Annotated in this window: 22 protein-coding genes; 7 read left to right on the plus strand and 15 right to left on the minus strand. The window is 69.4% G+C overall.

Annotated features, from left to right (window positions below; translation table 11 throughout):
• Nucleotides 1-42: 42 nt before the first annotated feature.
• A complete protein-coding gene (locus tag GR130_RS41095; RefSeq protein WP_236573704.1) occupies nucleotides 43-447 on the minus strand; it encodes a hypothetical protein in 405 nt (134 codons plus the stop codon).
• 267 nt (nucleotides 448-714) lie between these two features.
• On the opposite strand from GR130_RS41095, the gene GR130_RS31130 reads away from it, so the two are divergent.
• Nucleotides 715-984, plus strand: coding sequence for a hypothetical protein (locus GR130_RS31130; protein WP_236573705.1), 270 nt, complete (start codon nucleotides 715-717; stop codon nucleotides 982-984).
• 80 nt (nucleotides 985-1064) lie between these two features.
• Complete coding sequence (locus GR130_RS31135) at nucleotides 1065-2084, plus strand: WXG100-like domain-containing protein (protein WP_159507784.1); 1020 nt, start codon at nucleotides 1065-1067, stop codon at nucleotides 2082-2084.
• 90 nt (nucleotides 2085-2174) lie between these two features.
• Here the strand turns inward: GR130_RS31135 and GR130_RS31140 are convergent, their stop codons facing one another.
• Together GR130_RS31140 and GR130_RS31145 are read right to left on the minus strand one after the other, a co-directional pair.
• Entirely contained in the window at nucleotides 2175-3698 is a 1524-nt protein-coding gene (locus GR130_RS31140) for a hypothetical protein (RefSeq protein ID WP_159507785.1), read from the minus strand.
• A 420-nt stretch (nucleotides 3699-4118) separates the two neighbouring features.
• On the minus strand, nucleotides 4119-4643 hold the full coding sequence (locus GR130_RS31145; protein WP_159507786.1) for an ATP-binding protein: 525 nt from the start codon (nucleotides 4641-4643) through the stop codon (nucleotides 4119-4121).
• Nucleotides 4644-4775: 132 nt separating this feature from the next.
• On the opposite strand from GR130_RS31145, the gene GR130_RS31150 reads away from it, so the two are divergent.
• Entirely contained in the window at nucleotides 4776-5624 is an 849-nt protein-coding gene (locus GR130_RS31150) for a helix-turn-helix domain-containing protein (protein ID WP_236573706.1), read from the plus strand.
• Nucleotides 5621-5833, plus strand: a complete 213-nt coding sequence (locus tag GR130_RS31155) for a DUF397 domain-containing protein (protein ID WP_159507787.1) — start codon at nucleotides 5621-5623, stop codon at nucleotides 5831-5833. Before GR130_RS31150 ends, GR130_RS31155 begins: the two co-directional genes overlap by 4 nt.
• Before the next feature lie 144 nt (nucleotides 5834-5977).
• Here GR130_RS31155 and GR130_RS31160 read toward each other — a convergent pair whose 3' ends face one another.
• The 7 genes from GR130_RS31160 to GR130_RS31190 all read right to left on the minus strand — a co-directional run bounded on the left by GR130_RS31160 (nucleotide 5978) and on the right by GR130_RS31190 (nucleotide 13516).
• A complete protein-coding gene (locus GR130_RS31160; RefSeq protein ID WP_159507788.1) occupies nucleotides 5978-7264 on the minus strand; it encodes a S8 family serine peptidase in 1287 nt (428 codons plus the stop codon).
• An 85-nt stretch (nucleotides 7265-7349) separates the two neighbouring features.
• A complete protein-coding gene (locus GR130_RS31165; protein WP_159507789.1) occupies nucleotides 7350-8882 on the minus strand; it encodes a hypothetical protein in 1533 nt (510 codons plus the stop codon).
• A 63-nt stretch (nucleotides 8883-8945) separates the two neighbouring features.
• A complete protein-coding gene (locus GR130_RS31170; RefSeq protein ID WP_159507790.1) occupies nucleotides 8946-9275 on the minus strand; it encodes a hypothetical protein in 330 nt (109 codons plus the stop codon).
• Entirely contained in the window at nucleotides 9268-10548 is a 1281-nt protein-coding gene (gene mycP, locus GR130_RS31175) for a type VII secretion-associated serine protease mycosin (protein ID WP_236573708.1), read from the minus strand. The genes GR130_RS31170 and mycP overlap by 8 nt, the downstream gene beginning before the upstream one ends.
• Nucleotides 10549-10783: 235 nt before the next feature.
• Nucleotides 10784-11077 (minus strand): WXG100 family type VII secretion target, encoded by a 294-nt coding sequence (locus GR130_RS31180; RefSeq protein ID WP_159507792.1) that lies wholly within the window; start codon nucleotides 11075-11077, stop codon nucleotides 10784-10786.
• Nucleotides 11078-11202: 125 nt separating this feature from the next.
• Nucleotides 11203-11532, minus strand: coding sequence for a WXG100 family type VII secretion target (locus GR130_RS31185; RefSeq protein WP_159507793.1), 330 nt, complete (start codon nucleotides 11530-11532; stop codon nucleotides 11203-11205).
• Between the two features lie 328 nt (nucleotides 11533-11860).
• Entirely contained in the window at nucleotides 11861-13516 is a 1656-nt protein-coding gene (locus tag GR130_RS31190) for a type VII secretion protein EccB (protein WP_159507794.1), read from the minus strand.
• Between the two features lie 344 nt (nucleotides 13517-13860).
• On the opposite strand from GR130_RS31190, the gene eccE reads away from it, so the two are divergent.
• The 3 genes from eccE to GR130_RS31205 all read left to right on the plus strand — a co-directional run bounded on the left by eccE (nucleotide 13861) and on the right by GR130_RS31205 (nucleotide 18821).
• Nucleotides 13861-15087: a type VII secretion protein EccE gene (gene eccE / locus GR130_RS31195; protein WP_159507795.1), complete on the plus strand. Its 1227-nt coding sequence runs from the start codon at nucleotides 13861-13863 to the stop codon at nucleotides 15085-15087.
• Nucleotides 15087-15932, plus strand: coding sequence for a hypothetical protein (locus GR130_RS31200; protein ID WP_159507796.1), 846 nt, complete (start codon nucleotides 15087-15089; stop codon nucleotides 15930-15932). Before eccE ends, GR130_RS31200 begins: the two co-directional genes overlap by 1 nt.
• 342 nt (nucleotides 15933-16274) lie before the next feature.
• Nucleotides 16275-18821 carry an SCO5717 family growth-regulating ATPase gene (locus GR130_RS31205; protein WP_159507797.1) on the plus strand — a complete coding sequence of 849 codons (2547 nt, stop codon included), beginning with the start codon at nucleotides 16275-16277 and terminating at the stop codon, nucleotides 18819-18821.
• 148 nt (nucleotides 18822-18969) lie between these two features.
• On the opposite strand, the gene GR130_RS31210 is transcribed toward GR130_RS31205, so the two are convergent.
• The 5 genes from GR130_RS31210 to GR130_RS31230 all read right to left on the minus strand — a co-directional run bounded on the left by GR130_RS31210 (nucleotide 18970) and on the right by GR130_RS31230 (nucleotide 23741).
• Complete coding sequence (locus GR130_RS31210) at nucleotides 18970-19917, minus strand: bifunctional riboflavin kinase/FAD synthetase (RefSeq protein WP_159507798.1); 948 nt, start codon at nucleotides 19915-19917, stop codon at nucleotides 18970-18972.
• A gap of 197 nt (nucleotides 19918-20114) precedes the next feature.
• Nucleotides 20115-21704 (minus strand): hypothetical protein, encoded by a 1590-nt coding sequence (locus GR130_RS41440; protein ID WP_201305055.1) that lies wholly within the window; start codon nucleotides 21702-21704, stop codon nucleotides 20115-20117.
• A 302-nt stretch (nucleotides 21705-22006) separates the two neighbouring features.
• Nucleotides 22007-22933 (minus strand): tRNA pseudouridine(55) synthase TruB, encoded by a 927-nt coding sequence (truB, locus tag GR130_RS31220; RefSeq protein WP_159507799.1) that lies wholly within the window; start codon nucleotides 22931-22933, stop codon nucleotides 22007-22009.
• Complete coding sequence (gene rbfA, locus GR130_RS31225; protein ID WP_159507800.1) at nucleotides 22930-23385, minus strand: 30S ribosome-binding factor RbfA; 456 nt, start codon at nucleotides 23383-23385, stop codon at nucleotides 22930-22932. The genes truB and rbfA overlap by 4 nt, the downstream gene beginning before the upstream one ends.
• Nucleotides 23386-23447: 62 nt before the next feature.
• Nucleotides 23448-23741: a DUF503 domain-containing protein gene (locus tag GR130_RS31230; protein WP_159507801.1), complete on the minus strand. Its 294-nt coding sequence runs from the start codon at nucleotides 23739-23741 to the stop codon at nucleotides 23448-23450.
• Between the last annotated feature and the right edge of the window lie 68 nt (nucleotides 23742-23809).

Consider the following 23809-nt stretch of genomic DNA (forward strand, 5'->3'; position numbering starts at 1 on the left):
CCCGCGAACTCCTCCTCGCCCCGGGCCGGTTGCGCCGACCTCTCAGGGCAGCAGCACCCAGTCGGCGGCGATGGCCGCCGCCAGCCCCACGCCCAGCAGCCAGGTACCGAGCCGGGTACGCCCGTGCCGGCTCAGCTCGATGACGACCCCGCAGAGTATGAGAGCGGCCCCGTACACCCCGACCACCAGCACCGACGTACGGGAAGCCAGCCGCACCACGAGCAGCGCCGCCATCAGCGCCATCATCACCGAGGCCAGCACGACCCGCACCCGCCGCGCCTGACGCGGCGTCAGCCCAACCCGCGCCCCGGCCTCGCCGTCACCCTCGCCCTCGCCCTCGCTCTGAGCGCCCGGTTCGGGGGCTTCGGGTTCGGAAAGGGGCTGATCGGACCGACCAGTCCGCTCGTCGGCCTGTTCGTTCCCCTGACCGTTGTCGGCTGCGTCCATGAGCAGAAATCCTACGGGACGTCGTAGGGGCCCGACCCGGAACCCCAGAGCAGCCAATTCCGCCCCATTTCAGGGGTGTTGCCCCATCTCCACACAGCGTCAACCGGCCGCACCGCCCGCCTTGACACCCTCACGCGCACGCCACCAACCTGGGACCGTAAAGGCGACGTCAAGGTGCGGAATGCGCCGTGAAAAACGGGGGCGATGGTGGCCGGCCAGGCATTTGACGTAGATCCCGAAGTCCTGCGGACGCAGGGAACCGCATTCGTGCACATCGGCAGCGATTTCTCCAGCGCGTCGAAGAAACTCCAGGACGACCTGAAGAACATCGGCGACCCGTGGAAGAAGTGCGACTTCGGCGACATCTTCGAGACGATCTACACGCCCGTCCGGGACGGAATGTTCACGTCGATGGATTCCCTCGGCGAACATCTCCAGGGCATCGGCGACAAGCTCCAGAACATGGCGCGCGAGTACACCGCCTCCGACGACCAGGGCCTCCAGTACATCAACGCGATCGACCGCCCGACCGCCTGACGCCCGCCCCGCACGCCACCCTCCCCCACCCTCACCCTCTCCACCGCCGACAGGCCGCCACCGCACGAGGGACGATCACCGTGTCATTAACCCTGCCAAGCGAAGTCACCTGGGTCCTGGACCTCCTCGGTTACCACTGGCCGGACGCCGACGAGGACAAACTCCACGAGTGCGCCCAGGTCTGGCGCACCTTCGCCGAATCGGTGAACCAGGCGAACGGGCAAGGCACTTCGGCGGCCAATGCGGTCGCCTCCGCCAACTCCGGTGAAGCGGTCGAGGGCTTCCGGAAGGAATGGGGCGCGTACGACGGCAGCGGCGGCAGCGGGGACCACTACTTCCGCGACGCCGCCGCGGCGGCCGAGGTCATCGCGGTGGCCTTCGACGCGGCGGCCATCGCCGTACTCGCCGGGAAGATCGCGGTCATCGTCCAACTCGTGATGCTGGCCGCCGAGATCATCGCGGCCCAGGCCGCCGCGCCCTTCACCTTCGGCACCTCCGAACTCGCCGCGGCCGGCGCCACCCAGGCGACCCGCCTGATCGTTCGCGAGATCCTGGAGAAGATCAAGCGCGAGGTCATGCACGCGGCGACCAAGGCCATGGAGCACGCCACCATGGACGCCGTCAAGAAGATGGCGAAGAAGGCCGTCTCCAAGGAATCCCGCAAACTCGTCGCGGACTACGCCAAGAAGACGGTCAAGGACACGATCAAGGAAACCGTCAAGGAAAAGGTCGTCGACGCCGCCAAGGAAAAGGCCAAGGACGCCGGAATGGAGATGGCGCAGAACGTCGCCCAGCAGGGCATCGAAGCCCACTTCGGCGAACGCGACGGCATCGACCTCGGCGAGACCGCCGACATCGGCAAGAAGAAAGCCGAAGAATACGTCGACGGAGTCAAGCAGGGCGCCGAAGACCTCACCAAGCCAAAGACGTACATCACCCACGCCGCCGACGACCTCACCACGCGCGGCCTGGACGAGACCCAGAAACACGTCGACGCGCACACGGGCAACGCCGCGACCAACCACCAGGGCGCCACGGACACCGTCAAGGGCAAGGTCAAGGACACGGTGAAGGGCAGCGTCGAGGACGTCTTCGGCTGAGCGGGACGGCGAGGCTCAACTCACGCTTGGCCCCTCCGGCCGATGGATCCGGCCGGAGGGGCACGTGACAGGACGGCGTCAGTCCTGCCGTCAGCCGTCCCCGCTGACGCCAGGGACGGTCTTGCGGACGTAGGCGCGCCAGTCTTCCATGAAGGTGCGCCGGTCGGTGTTCATCTTCTGCGCGTAGTACCCGCGCTCCGTGCCGTAGCCCGGCTTCCGGTACATCGAAGTGACGAACTCGAATGTCTTCTTCTCGCCGTACTTCTCGGCCATGTACCTGATCGCGAGGCGTGCCAGCACGTAGTTCCGGTGCCGCTCGTTGGCGTCCTTCGCGTAGAAGGATTCAGCCTCCGATTCCGGCGAATCACCAAAGCCGAGCTTGGAACCCTTCAGCGTCTGTTCGTTGTCGGCGCTCGCCACCGCAGGGTTGTCGCGCGACTCCATATATCCGGCGAATCCCTCGGAGATCCAGCTGTCGACGTTGATGGGTAGTTCACCGCGTGCGCTGTTGTAAGGAGCCACCATGGCATGGGCGATCTCATGACGGCCGATCTGCCTGACCCCGCTCTTCCAGTCAGGCTCGGTGAATCGACTCAGGGACGAGTCCATGACGATGCGCGAACCGCCGAACTGGAGTGTGTTCTCCTCGTCCTGGGCACCGAACCTGGACAGGGGGAGATTGACGCCAGCCTCCAAGGAGTCGCTCTTCTCGCCCTTGCGGTAGAACTGCGAGTACACCTCACGCTTTGGCTCCAGCACCACCAGGGCACCTGTGGACAGCGTGGATTTGTCCGCGCCGCTGCGGTCCCAGGCCGCCACATCGTCATCGGCCGCCTTGGAGATGTACGGGGCGAAGCGCTGGGTGTCCGCAGCGTGCGACTTGTCGGAGATCACCAGCACCCGCCCTCCCTTCCACACCGTCATGTCGTCGTAGACGTCCCACGGTGCGGGGTAGAACGTGGAAGCGGTCTCCGGGAAGGGATGGGACGCCCCCTCGACGCCGGTGATCACCGCGTGCCCCGTCGAGTCCGGCCCGAACGTGAACTGGTACTCCTCGTATACCGGAGCCACGTCAATGTTCTCGATCTGGTGGACAAAGCTGACGCCCTGCACCGTGTCGGCGGCGCCGGCCTGCGTGGCCGACTTCTCGTAGCGGGCGACTTTGAACGGCATCTTCATCAGGTTGCGGAACAGCTTCCGCTGGTCCGCCTTGAGCGCGTCCCCCTGGAAGGGTGCCAGATACGCGTTCTCGTCCTTGTTCTTGAGGGCCTGGTTCAGCTTTGCGTATACCGGAAGAGTCCCCATGCCCGCACCCCTGACGGGGACCTTGTTAGGGCCTATCAGGAACAGTGAGCCGACACCCAGCGCCAGGACGACACATATCCCCAGAATGACAAACCCGACGATCTTTCCCTTTTTGCGCTGCGGCGGCTGGGGCGAGGCCGGGGACACGTATGGCGGGGGAGCGAATCCCCCGGGAGGCGGCCCTTGGGGCGGGCCTTGAGGTGGCGCATATCCGCCCGGCGGCGGCCCCTGCTGCGGGTACTGCTGCGGAAAGCCACCGGGATACGGCTGTTGCGGCACGTTCGGCGGCTCGGCGGGCTGGTAGGACATTCTCCCCCTCTTACGGACCGGAAACCCGGCTGCCTTGGTCTTGCCCAGGCTGACGACAGCGACATGGGACTTCAGCTCAGACTACGGCGTTGGATCTCGCATGGGATCTTCAGGGGGTACCCATGGGCACTTTGTGGGGAAGTGGGACACGAATGCACGCATAGGTATCAACTGCGATGCCAGATTCCTTACTTGGGAACAACTTCTCGCATGAGCCGCCCACGGGCTCCCCAACACTCGGTACACAACGAACGATTGCCTGCCTACGCCGTCAGGCCGGGATGCGAACCGGCTCGGTCTCGGCCGGGACACGGCGGCACCCGTCGCCGTCGCTTCTCCTGCCGACTTCTGCCCGCTCCTTCCGACTTACGCCGATCCCCCACAGCCGGCGCCCTCGCCCTCCCGCCCCCCTCAGCACTCTCAGCGCACCGGCACGGCCGCCGCGACGTACTCCGCCCACACGGTCTTCCCCGGGCCACCCGGCTGCGGCACAACGCCCCACCCGGCTGCGAGACACCCCACGATCAGCAGCCCGCGTCCTCTCTCCGCGAGCCCACCGCACCCGTCCGCCCCCGCACCGGCTCCACCGCCCGAGGTGACCGTGGGCAGTCTCTCGCTCCGCGTATCGGACACCTCGACACGGAAGCGGAGGGCTCCGGTTTCGCCCGCCGCCGCGGAAACCGTCAGGCGGAGCGCGAAGTCCCGCCCGGGGACATGGCCGTGCCGTACGGCGTTGGCGGCGAGTTCCCCGGCGATGGCGGTGACCGACACATTGATTTCGCCGTCGTAGGGATGCCCCCACTCGTCGAGACGGTGCGACGTCAGCCGGCGGGCCAGTCGGGCGCCGCGCGGTGTGGAGGTGTAACGCATCGCGAACTCGCCGATTCCGGCGGGGGTTTCGCCGATTTCGGAAAATGCCCCGGAAGAGCGGACTGTGCTGTTCATGGCTCCCACCCTCCCGTCACGGACGTACCTTTGACGAGGAGTGATGCGCTGACCACGGTGCGTTGTACGTACAGGGGAAGCGCGGGTACGCAGCGGGTGGCACGCCCCCGAAAGGCGCGGAAGGCGGCGGACATGGCGACCATGGCCGACTTGGACGACGACGGTCAGCAGGCGGAGTACGAGCCCGGATCGGGGATCTTGGTGGTGTTCGGCCGCCAGCTCAAGCGCTTACGGGAATGGGCGAGGATGGAACGCCCCGAATTCGGCGCGAAGACGGGCTACTCCCCCGCGACCATCGCCTCGTTCGAACAGGGACGGCGCATCCCGCCACCCGCGTTCATCGACAAGGCGGACGAGGTGCTGGGGGCGCACGGCGTCCTCAAGGAGATGAAGGAGGAGGTGGCGCGGGCCCAGTATCCGGCGTTCTTCCGGGACGCGGCGCGGTTGGAGGCCAAGGCGGTCGAGTTGCATGTCTACGCGACCCAGGCGGTGCCGGGGCTGATGCAGACGGAGGAGTATGCGCGGGCGGTGTTCGGGATGATGAAGCCGCCGCTGGATGAGGACGTCATCGAGCAACGCGTAGCAGCACGCCTTGCACGGCAGGAAATCTTCGTACGTCGGCCGGCGCCGTTGTTGAGCTTTGTGATCGACGAGTCGGTGCTGCTGCGGCCCATCGGCGGACGCACCGTGCTGCAAGGGCAGTTGGAGCAGATTCTTCTCATCGGCCAGAAGAAGGCCGTCGAGATCCAAGTCATGCCACTCGGGCAAGTGGAGAACGCAGGGCTGGCGGGCCCCTTCACCTTGCTTGGGACCAAGGAAGGGCACAGGATCGCGTACGTGGAGGTTCAGAACATGAGCCGCCTTCACACAAGCCGGGATGGTGTCCGGGCACTTGAGCACAAGTACGGGACCCTTCGTGCCCAGGCCCTTGCCCCCAAGGAGTCACTGGCCTACGTCGAGAAGGTGTTGGGGAAGTCATGACCGTTGATTCCGCGAAGCAGGACCCGTACCAGCTGGTGTGGGTGAAGAGCAGCTACAGCAGCGAGGAAGGCGGTGAATGCGTCGAGGTCGCGCCCTGCGCCACCCGTGTGCACATCCGCGACTCTAAGGACACCACTCGGTCCGCCCTGACAGCGTCCCTCGCCGCCTGGGCCACCTTCGTCGGCTTCGCCATAGCCCAGGCAGCCTGACGGTCGCAGCGGTGCTCTGTCCTCCGAGCCACGAGGGGCAGAGCACTGGCCGAACGCCTTTCCGCCTCAAACGTATTGGGGTCCGCAGCCCATAGGCCGCAGACCCCAATTACGCTTGCGTCCGCTCTTCGCTAACTCAGAGCCTCACCGACCAGGCGGCTGCGTGGGCGGCGCCTGCGGGTAGGGTGCAAAGCCCCCCGGAGCCCCCGGGCCGCCGAAGCCACCGGGACCACCAGGCGGCGGGCCATTACGCCGGCTCTTCCGTCGCACCAGCATCACAATGACGACGATGACAGCGACGACGGCAACTGCAAATCCAACGACGATCGCAATGAAGAGCGGGCTCATGCCCGGCTTCTTTTCGGTCTGCGATGCACTGTCGCTTCCGTTGGTTGCCGCGGAGGATGCCTGATTCCCTCCGGACGACGACGCCTGGTCCGTGGGCATCTTCAACGGCCCGTTCTTCGAGCCTGCGGGGATGTCACGCGTCAGCGCCGCGAGCGGCTGGATGTAGCCGTAGCCGTACTTCTGGTCAGGAAGAGAGGTCCCCTTGACCGAGTCGGGCAGACCAGCGGACTTGACCATGCGGTTGAGAATCTGGCCAGCGGACAGGTGGGGGAACTTCGCTCGAAGAAGCGCCGCAGTAGCAGACGCGTAGGCGGTGGAGTCCGATGTTCCAGTGTCCTTTTGATACATGGAAGTACCACTGTCACCAGCAGCTACGACGTCAACAGCAGGTGCTGTCAACATCACCTGCGGGCCGTAGTTGGATCCGGACCAAATTTCACCGGTATTTTGAACTCCGCCGACGGCCACGACCCCGGGGTAGCGAGCAGGGTATTGGATGGCATCGGGACCACCCTCACCCTTATTGCCAGCTCCCGCAAAAATCAGCACATCGTGCTTCAAGGCATAGGAGATGGCTTCAGTCTCTCCATCACTGGCTCCGCCAGTCATCGAGATGTTGATAATCGAGGCACCATGATCGACTGCATAGCGGATGGATGAGGAAAGGCCATCTGCCCTCTTGCCACTATCACGCAGTGGCAAGATCTTGGCGTCCGGAGCCAGACCCTTTACGCCTGCTGAACCGTCCGGTCCGTGCCCATGGCCAGCAATCTCCGAAGCCATCTGCGTTCCGTGAGTGTCACCGCCCGGCGGCGTCTCCCCAGAGCCTCCGTCATCAAAGCTCTTGCCTGGGAGGACGTTGCCCTTCAGGTCCGGGTGCAGGGACTGAACCCCGTTGTCGATGACTGCGACAGTCACTCCCTTCCCCGTAGATACCTTCCAGATCTCATCGGCCTTGAATGCCTTCAGGGGCCATTGTCCGTCTCTGATCTGGTCTGCCGATGCAAACGGCGCGGTGCCGAAGAGCAACGCTCCCGCCACAACCGCGCCGCCGACCGCACGCAGCGTCCGCGTGAAGCTCATGCTGTACACCTCTCTCAACAGGATGGGGCCCTCAGCTACGCATCGGGCCCCGTCTTGTTACTGCCGAATTGCCAACGACAGATTGCTACTCGATGACCTTCGGAGCAATGTTCCGCTCCGGCGTCCAGGTCTCCTCGTCCTCCACCAGGTAGTCAGGGCGCTCACCATTCTGGCCCTTGCTGTCCTTACCCTTGGCACCGTGCGCGCCATGCGCTCCCGCCATACCAGCAGGACGACGGCCTCCAGTGCCGGAACCGGCCTGCGCGCCACCACGGCTGCGGTGCAGACCGGAGCCACCCTGGGCTCCGCCCCCGGTTTTACCACCGGACTTCCCGATGATGCCGCCCTTCTGCCGTGCTTGCGCACCACCGGCTCCGCCGCCCCCCTTAGCGCCCGCTCCCTTCCCTGCGCCAGCGCCATGGGCACCGCCCATTCCCGGCATACCGGCGCGGCCCGTGCCAGGTTTAGCACCCGTGCCGCCGGGCCCGGTCTTCGCGCCTCCCGGGCCGCCAGGCCCGGTCTTCAGACCTGGGGTGCCGCCACGACTAGGCATACCACCGCCGTTTCCCCCGAGAGGCGGGATACCCGTGAGGCCACCGCCTCCGCCACCGCCGCCACCGCCAGGCACGTGAACGCCGGGACCGCCGAGGCCGCCGCCTCCACCACCGCCGGGAACCTTAACCCCGGGACCGCCGGAGCCACCACCATGGAGGCCGTCCAGACCGGTGTTCACATCAGGCACGTTGGGCTTCACCGAACCCATTCCGCCACTGATACCAGGCGTACGAGCGTCCGGAATTTGAGGTGCCTTGATTCCTCCGGGGGAGGAACCGGGCCCCTGACCCATCCCTGAGATCGACGGGCTACCCACCCTGTGGGTTCCCGACGAGCCAACGGGCATAGGCATCGGAATTTCGGGTGGCGGGTCGCCTGCGGGAGATCCGGGGTAGTCCTTGTGGTCGTCAACGTGGCCGAGGTTCTTTTTCCACGTCCCCATGGCCTTAGCCTGCGACACATAAGCCGCCCCAAGGTTCTCCATCTTCACAGCACAACGCAGCTGCTGGGCTTTACCCGCGGACAAGTTGTCCTGGTTGTTGTCCAGCGCTTGCTGCGTAGACACGTTGGGGTCGGCCAGATCACGCTTCAGACCTGAGTCGTCGCGGCTACCGCCATCCTCCATGTACTTGACGAAGCTGTTGGCGCCGCTGGGCTTCTCCATCGACTCGATGTCGGGCTTCATCTGTTCGAGAAAGGTCGCGGCGCTCTTCATCGCCCTGGAGGTGTAGTCGGCGTACGTCGCACCGTCGGCGATCTTCTTGCTGATTACCTCTGCTTGGGCCTTGAACTTCTCCGCAGCGGCGCCGTGCCAGCTCTGGAGCACCTCGTTCACCGCAGCGTCAAAGGCGCCCTTGATGCCTCCGCCACTGCCGCCGACCAGCTGGGTGTGGACGTCCTCCCAGCCCCGCGCCACGTTGTGGACCTCGGTCGGATTGGACGCCTTCACCATGTCCTTCATGGTGTCCATGTCCATCTCGGCGAAGTTCGTCTCATGCTTGGCTGCAACGCACATCGTCGCCGGCATGTACTCGTAGTCGTCGTAGCCCGACTCATCGCTCATGATCTTGTTCCCCCTCTACTGCTTTCCATGCTGACCTCAGCCTCTCCCGTACCGGGTTCCATGTCAGCTGCCGGACATGTTCGCGGCGGTCTCGGCTTCCTGGTTCTGGTAGTGGCCGTGCACCTTCTTCGTCTTGGTGCCGAACGTGTTCATGACGTCATGGAGATGCCCAACGATCGACTCGATGGCGCCCTTCATGTCCGCATGGGCGTTGGTCAGCTTGCGCGCCTCCAGGAAGGTGGCGCCCGCAGCGTCGGCCCCCAGGGCATTCTGCGACAGCGACGTCTTGTACCGGCTGTCGGAGTGGGCGTTTCCGAGGTCCTTCAGGATGCTGTTGAGCTTCCTGACGGTGTCTTCGAGAGCGCTCAGATCTACCCGATATTCATCAGCCATGGATGGACTCCCCGTGTGTGGTGAAACCTGTCTTCCGCCGCCAGTCCCGGAGGGCGACAGCGCAGCCTACTACCGCACCCACCGCCAGGAGTCCGCCGCCGACGATGTAGATGCCGATGCGGGTGCGTCGTTCCTGGTCGGTTTCGCCGAAGGAAACGGCGGCCGGCAGGATGTTGGAGGCGCCGGCGGCGTTGTTCGACTTGTCCGGCGTGGGCGGGCCGGTGGGCCGGGTGTTGTCGTTGAGCGCGGCCACCGGGTTCACGACGCCCCAGCCGATGTTGTCGTCGCGGCCCTTGCGGACGCGGTCGGCGGTCTGTTCCAGGTGCGAGATGATCTGCGCCGGGCTCCACTTGTCCTTGTCGCCCAGGTGCTTGGCGACAAGGAGGGCGGCGGCACCGGTGGCGTAGGGCGCGGCGAAGCTGGTGCCCTGGTCCACGCAGTTGCCGCCCATGGGGACGGTGGAGACCATGTCGACGCCGGGGGCGGCGATGCCGACGAAGGGGCCGGGCTGGGAGAAGGACGCGCGCTCGTTGTTCCGGTCGGAGGCGGCGACGGCCAGGACGTTGTCGTACTTCTCGCTGAAGGCGGCGGGGTAGATGTTCTTCTCCGCGCCGCTGGCACCGCTGTTGCCGGCCGAGGCGACGATCAGGACGCCCTTGTCCCTGGCGTTCTTGACCGCGGCCTCCAGCGAGGGCAGCAGCTTCTCGCTCGCCGCGGTGCCCTGCGAGATGTTGATGATGTTGACGTTGTCGGCCACCGCGGCGTTGATGGCCGTGGCCAGGGTGTCGGCGGTGCCGGCCTGCTCGTCGCTGGTCTGCTGGTACGGGATGACCTTGGCCTTCGGCGCGAGGCCGTAGAAACCCGAAGTGGGCTGCTGGCGGGCGGCGATGATGCCGGCGACCTTGGAGCCGTGGCCGACCTTGTCCTGGGTCGCCTTGCCATCCTTGACGTAGGTCCTGCCGGGGCCCTCGATGGCGTCCTGGAGCTGCTTGTTGCCCGCGTCGATGCCGGTGTCGATGACGCCGACGCGGATGCCCTCTCCCTTGCCGCTGGCCCACATCTGGTTGGTCAGCAGGCGCTGGAGGGACCAGGGGGTCTCTTTGATGTCGTCGGTGCCGAACTTGCACTCACCGCTCTGCAGCGGGGTGTTCTCGTCCGCGACCGCCGGCGCGGCGGCGGCACTTGACAGGCCGACGATGCAGGCCGCCGTGACCAGTGCGCCCGTCGTTTGGCGGCGGTGCCCGGTTCGTTGACCAATGGCGCGAGATCCCACGGGTTGTCTGCTCTCCATATGTGGCGGATGTGGCGGGTGGGCCGGGGCGAGGGGTTTGAACGGTGCTGGGTGAGGAATTGGTGGAGAGGGGGGAGGTCTGGTGCGGTTGCGCCGGACCACCGGTACGGACGGCAGAAGGGCGAGCGCACATGCCGCGCGCCCGCCCTCATTGACCACTGTGCGAGCCGTCGAGGGCTGCTCAGCCGGTTGCCGTCCTTGCTCGCGTCAAGCGAGGTCAGGCCCCCCAGATACCAGCGTTCTTGTGCTCGGTGCTCTGGTAGTTCTGAGCCGCGGTGTCCAGCGCCTTGGCGATGGCCTCCAGCGTCTGCTGGAGGTGGGCGGCGCGCTGGTCCCACTCGCGCTGGCGGGCCTGGTAGCCCTCCTGCGCCGCACCTTCCCAGCTCGCGGCGACCTTCTTGACGCCGGACTCAAGGTCGTCGAGCTGCTGGCGGATGTTGCCCGCCGTCTGACGTACGTCCTGGCTTGCCTGCTGGATCGTCGCAAAATTAACGAGGATCTGGCCACCCATGATGTCTCCTCAGGGGGTGATGATGTCTGGTCAGTTCGCATGCCGCCGCGGGCCGGGCCGAGTTGGCCGGCCGGCCCGTTCTGCGGCGGCTGGGCCGTTGCGCCGCGGTCAGCGACGCGGCCTCATCATCCGAACGGGGAGCCGCCACCGGCCTGCGCGGTAACGTGCGACATCGACTGCGCCTGGTCCTCTTCGGAAGCGACGTAGTTCTTGTTGGTCTCGTCGATGGCTTCCTTGATCTCGGCCAGCAACTGGTTGATCCGGTTGCCGTCCTCGTTCACCTGCGACTGGAGCTGGTGGTACGAAGAGGCCGCCTGGCCCTTCCAGCCCGAGGTGATGGTGTCAACGACCTGGTTCAGGCGCTGAAGCTCACCCTGAATTGCGTGATTGACCGATTCGATCTTTCCGGAGAAGGCATGCATCTCCTCCCCGGTCATTGTGAACTGACCAGCCATACCCAACGTCCCCCATGAGACTCGTACGTCGTCCGCGCGGTGCCGGCCAAGGCGGTGCGCGGTGGGCGTCTGTTGCTGACGCCTCCTGCCACATTACCCACTCCACACGGTTGTTCCCAACAGGGGGGAGGGACTTGTGACGGGATCACAACAATGTCAACTGCGCCTCTGCGGAGCGCAGTTCACAAGAAACGGACAGATGTGGTGGTTTCGGTCATGAATTGGCAGCGGGAAACCACGGAGTGCGCGGCGGGGCCGCGACCGGATCCGGACATCGCATCGGAGCGCCCGGATCCGCCGCGGAACCCGCACAGGCCGCCAGAGCGCCTCAGGAAGCCTGCGGCTGGCTGGCGGTGTGGACGTCCAACGAGGGGCCCGCGGAGAGCAGCTTGGACCACGCCGACAGGAGCAGCGGCGGGTGCGCGTCCTTGTAGCCGAGGCGCAGCTGCGCCTGGCCGATCTCCTGCTTGTCACTGCCGGAGCTGGTGGCGGAATCGTTGTTCACCGGGACCGAGTAGCGCAGGCCGGTGTCGGTGACCAGGAAGAGGCTGCCGGACTTCTGGGAGTTGGTGTCCACCTGCTGGTAGAGCAGGCCGCTGCCCGGGGTGACGTACGAGGTGGAGCCGGCGGCGATCTTGGCCGGATAGTCCTTGCCGACCCAAGTGGTCATGTCCGGCACGCCGTTGGCGAAGCCGAGCTGCTCGGCACCCGGGTACTTGGTGGCGGTGCCCTTGTAGACGCTGCAGGAGACGCCGTCCTTGGTGGGGCTGGTCAGCCCGCCGGTCTGCGAGCCGTGCGCGAAGTCGTTCGCGGCGGTGACGGTCTCGGTGGGCCAGGGGTTGGTGATGCCCATGATCGTGCCCATGAAGGTGGCCGGGTGGTTGGTCGCGTCCGGCTTCGGGTGGACGCTGCCGGTCGCGACCTGGACGGGCTTCAGCGCGGCGCTGCTGCCGCCGTTCACGGCGGCCGCGTTCGTCCCCTGCTCCAGCAGGTTGGAGATGAAGTTCGAGACCTGCTCCACGCCGTCCTGCACCACGACGTACTTCACGCCGTCGCTGGTCTGGAGGATCGAGCCGACCTTCCGGGCCTCCGCCGGGACGCTGGAGTCGGTGGTCGTCTGGCCTGCGTTGGGGACCTTGGGCATGCTGATCGGGTACGGGCTCTTGACCAGGGTGTTCATGAACTCCGCGGTCACCTGCTGCGGCTCGGCCTGCGAGCCGAAGATGATGCGGCGCAGCGACCGGTCGGCCTCGGTGTCGGTGTGCTTGACGCCGGCCTTCTGGTCCGCCGCCAGGCCGCCGTCCGCGATCATCTGGAACGCGAAGCCGTTGTGGTCGACCAGCCACTTCACGCCGTCGGGGTCCTCGACGTAGAGCGCCTGGTGGAAGTCGAGCTTGCCCTTGCGGGTGTCGTCGATGACCTGCTTGTCCTTGCCGTCGAGGACGAAGACGGCCTGCTGGCTCTTGCTGTTCTCGCCGCTGCCGGGGCGGTCGCACACCGCCCAGGTCTTCGGCTTGTCGACCCCGGACGCGTCGGGCAGCCGGTCCGGCGCGTACGGGATGCCGACCGCCGCGCCGTGCGTCATCTTTCCGTCCAGCTCGGATTCCTTGACCTTGACGACCTGGAACTTCGTCGGGTCGAGAAGGAGCCGGGCCGACGCCAGGTTCAGGACAGGGTGGAGGAGCTTCTCCGTTTTGCCGTTGGCGTCCTTGGTCTGCAGAACGACATAACGGGTGGTGGATTTATCCCCGACCAGGACATTCACCCCCACGGTGTCCCACCCCTGCGGGGCGACCGGCTTGAAAATGCCGTAGGCCCCGAACCCCACGCACACCAGGGCCCCCATCACCACGCTGGGCACCACCGCTTTCAGCGGCTTGGGCGCGCTTTCGATCGAGCCGTTCGGCAGCGGCTTCAGAAATGCCGCATTCGTGCGCTTCCGTGCGAACGAATACGCATTCAGCTCGTCCCGACGTGATGCCATTGTTGCTTTCTCTCCCCGCGTGTTGGATCCACATCGACCGCCCCCGGCACTCACGCCGTAGCGCCCTCTACTATGCCGTGTATCGATCGAGCCGTACGGTACGGGTGCCACCTTCCAACGCACCAGTCCACGCAACCGTCTCAGCGGCGGCCGATCCGCCCAGAGGCACCATCACCAGTAGAGGAGCAGGCCGGGGGATGTCCAGCGCCACCAGGGCTCGACGCCGCAATGGGCGGCAACAGCAGCAACAGCCTTCCGCTGCACCGCAGTACGCGGGAAACGCGGGCCAGAACGGCACAGCGCCGGGCAACAGAGGAAACGGCGGCCGGGGCGCGGTCGGTCCGGTGTCGCCGCGGCTCCGCCAGCAGGCCGGCACCATCGGCGGCATCCGCGTCCAGCAGCTGGCCATCATCGAACTCGCCGCGGCGCTGGTGCTGGTGGGCTGGACGATCCACCCGGCCGCGCTGACCGCGGCCATCGTGGTGGCGGCCCTTCTGGTCGTGTTCGCGATCGGCCGGCGGCGGAAGATCCCGCTGCCGGAGTGGATCACCACCGTGCGCGCGATGAAGCGCCGAGGCAAGAACAGCGGCGAGGCGCTCGCGGCCACCCAGGGCGTCGACCCTGCCATCGCCCCGGTCGTGGAGTGCGATCCCGCGCTGCGCACCTACGAGTACACGACCGAGGCCGACCAGCGCGCCATCGGCTTCGTCGGCGACGGCACCTTCCTCACCGCCATCGTCCAGGTGGACTCCCGCGACGAACCGCTCCGGCCGCACCGCGGCAGCCACATGCTGCCGCTGGAACTGCTGCACACCGCGCTCGACATCGAGGACATCCACCTGGAGTCGACGCAGTTCGTCCAGTACACCCAGCCCGCACCGGCGCCGCACCTGCCCGAACAGGCCGTCGCGGCCCGCTCGTACGCGCCGCTGCAGGCGCAGTCCCAGACGCCCGCGGTGCAGCTGACGTGGATCGCGCTGAAGCTCGACCCGGAGCTGTGCGCGGAGGCGATCGAGGCGCGCGGCGGCGGGATGGAGGGCGCCCAGCGGTCGCTGCTGCGCGCCGCCGACCAGCTGGTCAGCCGGCTCACCGCGCACGGCGTGCGCGCCAGGGTGCTCGACGAGCGCGAGGTGGTGGCCGCGATCGGCACCGCGGTGTGCGTGAGCCCGCGGGCCGCCAACGGCGCGATGGGGCGGGACGGGCGGGCGGCCCGGCGCACCCAGGAGACCACCCGCGCGATGCGCTGCGACGACCGCTGGCACACCACCTACTGGATCGGCCGGTGGCCCCAACTGGGCCAGGGCGGCGCCCCGTTGGCGGCCGTCACCCAGCTGCTGACCAGCACCCGGGCGATGGCGAGCACCTTCTCGCTGACCGCCACGCACGGCGGCGGCCGGATGCCGGCGATCACCGGCTACATCCGCCTGTCGACCCGCAGCGACAACGAACTCTCCGCCGCGCAGAACGAGTTGGAGCGCCGTTCCGGTTCCGCGAAGGTCGGACTCGTACGGCTCGACCGCGAGCAGCTGCCCGGCCTGCTGGCCACGCTTCCCCTCGGAGGTACCCGCTGATGGGCACTCCCACGTATCAGCCCCGTGTCAACGTCAGCAGCGACGGCTGGCGCAACCCCCCGACGGGGGCCGTCTCCGGCGGCCGCCGGCTCTCGCACCAGATGCGCCCGGAGGAGCAGCAGTCGGAGCCGACCGGCCCCAAGCCGCGCCCCGGTTTCGGTCTGCGCGGCCCGCGCCGCAACCCGCACGTCCTGACGGCCGAGTCGCTGGCCGCGCTGACCCTGCCGGTCGGCGACGACGGCGTCATCATCGGCATAGACCCGCAGAACCAGCCCGCCGTGCTGAGCATGCTGCGGCCCGCGCCGATGGAGATCGCGCTGGTCGGCAGCATGTGGATGGCGCAGGTGCTGGCGCTGCGCACGGTCGCCACCGGTGCCCGGGTCGCGGTGGAGACCGCCCGGCCGCCGGCCTGGGCGCAGATGGCGCAGGCCGCCGGCGGCGGCCAGCAGTGCGTGTCGGTCCATGAGGTGCGCCAGATCGGGCCGCAGGGACCGTCGGTTTCCAGCCCCGTTCTGGTCATCCGGGACATGGGTGCCCGGCCGCCGCGCAACCAGCTCGCGCCGAGCCCCTGGCAGAGCGTGCTGACCGTGCTGCCCTTCCTCGGGCCGCGGTCGCCGCAGATGCTCGGCCGGGTCGACCTGGTCGGCCTCCAGCGGCTCTCGCCCGAGGAGGCGGAGGTGGTGACGCGCATCATGCGGCTGCCCGAGCAGGTCGGCGCGGTACTGCCGACGCTGAGCGACAACGCCATGCTGTGGTGCCGGCGCGACGGCGACCACCAGTTCGTCATGACCCAGCCCACGGAGGCGGAGACCAACCTGCTCGGCGGGCCGCGCCGTATGGACTGACCACCATGGCGGGCCGGTTGACCGCGCGGCACGGTGTGCGGCGCGTACCCGGCCCCAGGGCACGATCTGCGGGCGCACCCGAGGGTGCGCCCGCAGGTGTGCCCACCGGGCTTGAAGACGACATGACATCGACTGCCGTTATGGGCCGACTCTTGATTAGGCTGTGGGGAGAGCCGCAGGAGCACATCACGTCGGCAGTGCACGACGGCAGTCGATACGGGGATGGAGACAAGCAGTGGTGGCGCAACCCCGGGTGGCGTGTTCCGACTTCCGTGACATCCGTTCGATCCGCCTGTATCCGGTCCTGCCGTTCAGGTGCGTTGCAGTAGACCAGGAGGCACAGTGAAAGACCAGGAGGCTTTCCGTCCGGACGGGAACGATCCTGACGACGACCAGGCCGAGTTCGACCTGACCGGCGAATTCAAGATCGATTTTGCGGCTCCGGCCTGGTACGGCAGCAACGACACCAGCGGCGGCGCCGGCGCCCCCCTGGCTCCCGCGCAGAACGCACCCGCCCCCGGGGTTCCGCAGCAGGGTGCGCCCGGCCCGACCGCGCCGCCCGGATTCCCGACGCTTACCCCGCCGGCCGCGGACGGCGCGGGCGGTGCAGGCGGCACCGCACCGGCCGCCGCAACGGACGCCCCGTCGGCTCCGGCCGCCGGCGGCGAGCCGTCCGGCGGCAACGTCCGCTCGGGCCAGGGCGTCGACCCCTCGGCCTCCCTCTGGGACGACGACGATGACCCGGAGCCGGCGGCGGCACCCGAGCCGCAGGCCGCCCCCGCGGCGCCGCAGCCGGACGCCGCGGCCGCGCCCAACTCGCCCGTGAAGACCGCCCCGACGGCCGCCGAGGCGCCGGTGGCGGCGCCCGGACCCGAGCAGCCCGCACCGGTCGCGCAGCCCGTCGCGCCGCCCGCGCAGGGCCAGCCCCAGCCGCAGCAGGGGATGCCCGCTCAGGGTGTGCCCCAGCAGGGCGCTCCCCAGCAGGGCATGCCGCCGCAGGGAGTTCCGCAGCAGGGCGTTCCCCCGCAAGGCGCCCCCTGGGCCGGCGCGGACGGCCAGCAGCAGGGTGTGCCCGCTCAGGGCGCCCCGGGGCAGGGCACGTTGCCGCCGCTGCCGCCGGAGTTCCAGCCCGCCGACCCGCGGATGGCTCAGGCGCAGGCCCAGGCCGGGCAGCAGCCGCCGCAGGCCCAGCACCCGCAGCAGGCGCCGGCCCAGCCGCAGCAGCCCCAGCAGGCGCAGCACCCGCAGGTGCCGCAGCAGGGCTACCCGCAGCAGGGCCAGCCGCAGCCCCAGCAGGGCGGCTACCCGCAACAGCAGGGCGCCCCCGCGCAGCAGCAGCCGGCGTACGGCTACCCGCAGCCCGCGTACGGCTACCCCCAGCAGGGCCAGCGGCAGGGCCAGCCGCAGCCGCAGGGCCAGCAGCCCAACGCGCCGGCGCAGCAGCCCGCTTACGGCTACCCGCAGCCTGGCCCCCAGGGCTACCCGCAGCAGGGCCAGCAGCCCGGTTACCCGCAGCAGGCCCAGCAGCAGCCGCAGCAGGCCCAGCCCGCGCAGCACCAGCCGCTGCCCGGTCAGCAGGCCGCCGACCCCAACGCCGCGGCGAACTACGCCCAGTACTCCCAGCCGGGCCAGCAGCAGCCGCAGCGGGCCACCCCCGGTGCGCCGCTCGGCTACAGCGCCGCCGTCGAGCTGACCTCGGACCGGCTGCTGCGCAACCAGCCCAAGAAGCGCAAGCCGGGCGCCAACGCGCAGCCGTCCAAGTTCAAGCTGGGCGCGAAGAAGGAGCAGGAGGAGCGGCAGCGGAAGCTGGAGCTGATCCGCACTCCGGTGCTGTCCTGCTACCGGATCGCGGTCATCAGCCTCAAGGGCGGCGTCGGCAAGACGACGACCACCACCGCGCTGGGCTCCACCCTCGCGTCCGAGCGGCAGGACAAGATCCTCGCGATCGACGCCAACCCGGACGCGGGCACGCTCGGCCGCCGGGTGCGCCGCGAGACCGGCGCGACCATCCGTGACCTCGTGCAGGCGATCCCGCACCTGCACAGCTACATGGACATCCGCCGGTTCACCTCGCAGTCCCCCTCGGGCCTGGAGATCCTCGCCAACGACGTCGACCCGGCCGTCTCGACGACCTTCAACGACGAGGACTACCGGCGGGCGATCGACATCCTCGGCAAGCAGTACCCGATCATCCTCACCGACTCGGGCACCGGTCTCCTCTACAGCGCGATGCGCGGAGTCCTCGACCTCGCCGACCAGTTGATCATCATCTCCACCCCGTCCGTGGACGGCGCCAGCAGCGCCAGCACCACCCTGGACTGGCTGTCCGCGCACGGCTACGCCGACCTGGTGCAGCGCGGCATCACGGTCATCTCGGGTGTCCGCGAGACCGGCAAGATGATCAAGATCGACGACATCGTGTCGCACTTCGAGACCCGCTGCCGCGGTGTGGTCGTCGTCCCCTTCGACGAGCACCTCGCCGCCGGCGCCGAGGTCGACCTCGACATGATGCGGCCCAAGACCCGCGAGGCGTACTTCCACCTCTCCGCCCTGGTGGCCGAGGACTTCGCCCGCCAGCAGCAGGCGCAGGGCATGTACGCACAACAGCAGATGGGCCAGCAGCAGATGGGCGGCGACCCGTACGCCCAGCAGGGCGACCCCTACGCCCAGCAGCAACAGCAGTACGCGCAGCAGCAGTACGCCCAGCAACAGGGCCAGCAGCAGCCCCAGCAGGGCCAGCCGCCGGCCGGCTACCCGCCGCAGCAGGGCGGCTGGACCCAGCAGCCGCAGCAGGGCCAGCCGCCGGCCGGCTGGCAGCAACAGCCCGCTCCGGACGCGCCGTTGCCGGAACAGGGCGGCTGGACGCAGCAGCAGCCCCCGCCGCAGTGAGCGGGGCGTAGCAGCGCAGCGGCGCCATAGAGGGCCACGAAGGGGCGGGGCCCGGCAGTCAAGTGCCGGGCCCCGCCCCTTCGTTGTGTCCTGTTGCGCCTGTGCGCGGTGTCCCGTGGCGCCGGGCGCGGTGCGCCCCGCCGGCGGGTCAGCCCGCGTCGGCGATCAGCCCGCGGGCCTGCTTCACGTCTATCGCCATCCGCTCCAGCAGGGCGTCCAGCGTGTCGAACTTCTCCTGCCCGCGGATGTACGCCAGGAACTCCACCGCGACGTGCAGCCCGTACAGATCCAGCCCCACGCGGTCGATGGCGTACGCCTCCACCGTCCGCACCTTGCCGTCGAACTGCGGGTTCGTGCCGACCGAGATGGCCGCCGGCATCGCCTCGCCCTCGACGTGCAGCAGCCCCGCGTACACCCCGTCGGCCGGGATGGCGGTGTGCGGCAGGGTCTCCACGTTGGCCGTGGGGAAGCCCATCTCCCGTCCGCGCTGCGCGCCCCGGACGACCACGCCCTCGACGCGGTGCGGCCGGCCCAGCACCTCCCTCGCACCCGCCACGTCGCCGTCCGCGACCAGCCGGCGGACGAGGGTGGAGGAGAACGGCTCGCCGCCGCCCGCCGTGCCGCGCTCGAAGAGGTCGATGACCTCGACCGCGTAGTCGTACGTCCGGCCGAGTTCGGCGAGCGTGTCGACGGTGCCCTGCGCCCGGTGCCCGAAGCGGAAGTTGGGGCCCTCCACGACGACCCGCGCGTGCAGCTTGTCGACCAGCACCTTGACCACGAAGTCGGCCGGCGACAGCTGAGAGAACTCCTTGGTGAACGGCAGGATCAGCACCGCGTCCACGCCCAGCCCGGCCATCAGCTCCGCCCGCCGGTGGTGCGGGGCGAGCAGCGGCGGGTGGGTGCCGGGGCGGACGACCTCGCTCGGGTGCGGGTCGAAGGTGACGACCACGGCGGGGACGCCGAGCTCACGGGCGCGGGCCACCGCCTTGCCGATGATCAATTGGTGGCCGCGGTGCACTCCGTCGTAGGAGCCGATGGTGACGACGCTGCGTCCCCAGCCCTCGGGGATGTCCTCCAAGCCACGCCAGCGCTGCACTGTGCCCGCTCCTCGCCCGAACTCGTGTCCGTCCATTGCGCCAATTCGGCATGACGCAGGTCTAAGACTGCCATGCCGCACGCCGCGCTACGCGCGAAGGGTGGTTCGGCCACTGTTGCATCGGACACCCCGGCGGCGGACCGCCGGGCTCCGGGACCGCGGACGGTGTCGGCCCCGGCATCCCGCGGCGGACCGCGTCAGCCCCGGCATCCCGCGAGCGTGGCGCAGGCGCCCGGCCCCACCACCGCGGTCCACTCCCCCGGCTCGGCTGCCAGCCACTCCCCCACCCGCCGGGCGAACCCGGGCACCCGCCGCCCCAGCTCCACCAGCCGCCGGTCGAAGCAGGCCGCCCCCTCCGGTGTCCGCACCAGCAGCGTGCCGGCACGGTGCACCAGCTCCCGGGTGCGCTCCTCCGGCCGCCGCGCCATGCCCTCCGCCGCCGCCCCCAGCAGGGCCTCCAGCACGCTGGTGTCGTACCCGTGGCCCCGGCCGCCCGCCGGGGGCGCGTCGGACGCCTCGCGCGCCAGCAGCACATCGAGCAGCGCCCGCCGCAACGGGTCCGCCGCGTACGGGCCCGCGCCGGCCAGTACGGGGGCGAGCGCGCGCCGGACCGGGGCCGGGGAGCCGGTCAGCAGCTCCACGGCCAGCGGTCCCAGCGCCTCGCGGGCGGCCGGTCCCTGATCGAGCCGGCGCGCGACGAAGTCCGCCACCGGCCGCGCGGCGCGGTCCGGGCAGCGCCCGGCGTAGTCCCGGACCAGCCCGGCGGCGCGGGCGGCGAGATCGGGCCGGGTGACGGCGGCCAGCGCCCGCAGCAGCGCCGCGGTGCCCGCGCTCCGCCCCCCGGGGCGCTCCTCGCAGGCGCGGATCTCCACCGCCCGGCAGAGCGCCGCCGGTTCGTCCTCGGCGAGCGCGTCCAGCAGTTCGGCGGCCCGGGGGTGCGCGATGTCGGCCAGCACCTCGACGAGCGGGTCCAGCGCCCGCGCCCGGTAGGTGTGCAGCAGCGCCTGCGCGGCGCCCGCGACGGTGATCTCCCGGGGGACGGCGGGCGCGACCTGGAGGCGGCGGGTGTCGTCGAACCAGCCGCACAGCAGGGGCTGGATCCGCTCGGGGTCGGCCTTCAGCAGCTCCGCCACGTCGTCGAGGAAGCGGGGGAAACGGGGCAGGCGGACGGAGCGGGCCGCGCCGCCGGCCCGGCGGAACGCTTCTGCGGACGCGGCGGACGGTGCCCCGGCGCAGGCGTCGACCCAGCTGCCGCCGTCCTCCCCGGCAGCGGCGGCGGTGTCGGCGGTGTCGGCGTCGGCTGGATGGACCCGCACCCGCGGCGGTCGTGCGAAGGGCCGCGACGGGCCGCCGGGGGGCGGTGCGACCTCCGGCCCGTCGGCCGGCAGCAGCCGGCGCAGCAGATCCAGCCGCGCCGCGTCGCCCAGCGCCAGGCACCGCCAGAACGGCGGCCCGAACTCGTCCAGCCCCGTGTACCCGAACCCGCCCGCATGGAGGGACCGCTCGGTGATCCGGTCGGCGAGCAGCCGCAGCACACCGGCGTACGGCGCCGCGTCGGCCACCCGCAGCAGCTCGTGCGTCAGAAGGCGCGCGGCCCGCCCCCCGCGGTCCGCCCCGGGCTCGGTCGCCGGCCACACCAACTGCCCCAGTTCCGCAACGAGTTGACCGGCCCCCCGGTCCCCGTACGCCGCCCTGCGGGCACCCCCGCGGGCAGCTCCCGCCCCCCGCACCGGATCCGCCTCGGCAGCCGCGTCCGCGTCCGCAACCCCGGCATCCAGCAACGCCATCTTTGGACCTCCCCGCCCATCCCGCCCGTCCACAACAGCGACGACGGTAGGCAGGCGGTGATCTTCGCGACAGGGTGCTCCTCGAACGCGCCCCCCTCCGCGCCGTGATTCACTCCGAGCGCCTGCCCGCAGGAGTGAATCACCGCGGTGCCCTGGACAGAGTCAGGAGGAGGGGGATGGTGGAGCGCGGACCGAACGCTCACGCCCGGCCGCGCGGCCCGCGTTCCACCACCTCTCCTCGCGGCACCTTCCGGCCTCAGGGGCCCTTCCGGCCCTGACCCATCGGACAGGCCCGGTGGCCGTCAGGCGAAGACGGCCAGGCTCTTGGCCTTCCCGCCCTGGTTCTCCACCAGCGCCAGGAACGTCCCGTCCGGCCCGAAGGCCGCCACCGGACCGTCGCCCTCGAAGCGCGGCATCGGGATCCGCACGCCGTTGAGCAGCAGCCGCGACTGCTGCTCGGTGACGTCCCAGCGGGTGAACGCCGCGTCGGCGGCCTCCGCGATCGGCATGACCGGCAGCCCGCCGCCCTCGGCGTCGTCCACCGCGGCCTGCAGCTGCTCCAGCGTGCGCGCCCGGTCGAGCTTGTACGGGCCGACCCGGGTCCGCCGCAGCGCCGTCAGATGCCCGCCGACACCGAGCCCGGCACCGAGGTCGCGGGCCAGCGCGCGGATGTACGTGCCGGACGAGCAGACGACGGAGACCAGCAGATCGGTCACCGGCGTACCGTCCTCGGCCTCGGTCTCGTGCGCCGAGTGCACCGCGAACGAGGAGACGGTGACCGGCCGGGCCGGGATCTCCACTTCCTCGCCGTCGCGGACCCGTGAGTACGACCGCTTGCCGTCGATCTTGATTGCGCTGACCTTCGACGGGACCTGCATGATCGCGCCGGACAGCCGGGCGACCCCGGCGTCGATGTCCGCGCGGGCGAGGCCGTGCGCCGCCTTCGACGCGGTGATCTCGCCCTCGGCGTCATCGGTGATCGTCGACTGGCCGAGCCGGATGGTGCCGACGTACTCCTTCTCGGTCAGCGCGAGATGGCCGAGAAGCTTGGTGGCCCGCTCCAGACCGAGGACCAGGACGCCGGTCGCCATCGGGTCCAGGGTGCCGGCGTGCCCGACCCGGCGGGTCCGGGCCATACCGCGCATCTTCGCCACGACGTCGTGCGAAGTGAAGCCGGACGGCTTGTCGACGATGACAAGTCCGCCCGGCTTGTTGCTCTGCCGCTTCATTCTGCCGCTGCGCCCTCGTCGTCCTCGTCGTCGCCCGGCTTGCGGTACGGATCGGCCTCACCGGCGTACTGGGCGCCCGAGGACACCTCGCGCACCTTGGCGTCCGAGGCCCGCGCCTTGTCGAGCAGGTCCTCGATCGTCTTGGCGTTCTCCGGCAGGGCGTCCGCGACGAACGCCAGGGTCGGCGTGAACTTCGTTCCGGCCGCCGCGCCGACCGCGGAACGCAGGATGCCCTTGGCGCTCTCCAGGCCGGCGGCGGCGCTGGCACGGTCCTCGTCGTCCCCGTAGACCGTGTAGAAGACCGTCGCCTCCCGCAGGTCGCCGGTGACCCGGGTGTCCGTGATGGTCACGTGCGAACCGAGCCGCGGGTCCTTGATACCGCGCTGCAGCTTCTGGGCGACCACCTCCCGGATGAGGTCCGCCAGCTTCTTCGCCCGCGCATTGTCGGCCACTGGTCTGTCTCCTTCTTTCTTCCACAATTGTGCTTCCACCGGCGACGACGTGCCCCTGCGGGTCAGTCGTCGTCACCGTGCAGCCGCCGGCGTACCGACAGCAGCTCCACTTCGGGCCGTGCGGCGACCAGTCGCTCGCAGCGGTCCATGACGTCGGTCAGATGCCCGGTGTCCCCGGACACCACCGCCAGGCCGATCGTGGCCCTGCGGTACAGATCCTGGTCCCCCACCTCCGCGACGCTCACCGCGAACTTGCGGTGCAGCTCGGCGACGAGCGGGCGGACGACCGAGCGCTTCTCCTTCAGCGACCGTACGTCGCCGAGAAGCAGGTCGAAGGACAGCGTCCCTACGTACATGCAAGACGGGTAAAGCCACCCGTGGGGCCTTAGGTGTACGAGTCACTCGAACCGTACACGCAACGGCC

It is taken from the genome of Streptomyces sp. GS7, from assembly GCF_009834125.1.
In the GTDB taxonomy this organism is placed as follows: domain Bacteria; phylum Actinomycetota; class Actinomycetes; order Streptomycetales; family Streptomycetaceae; genus Streptomyces.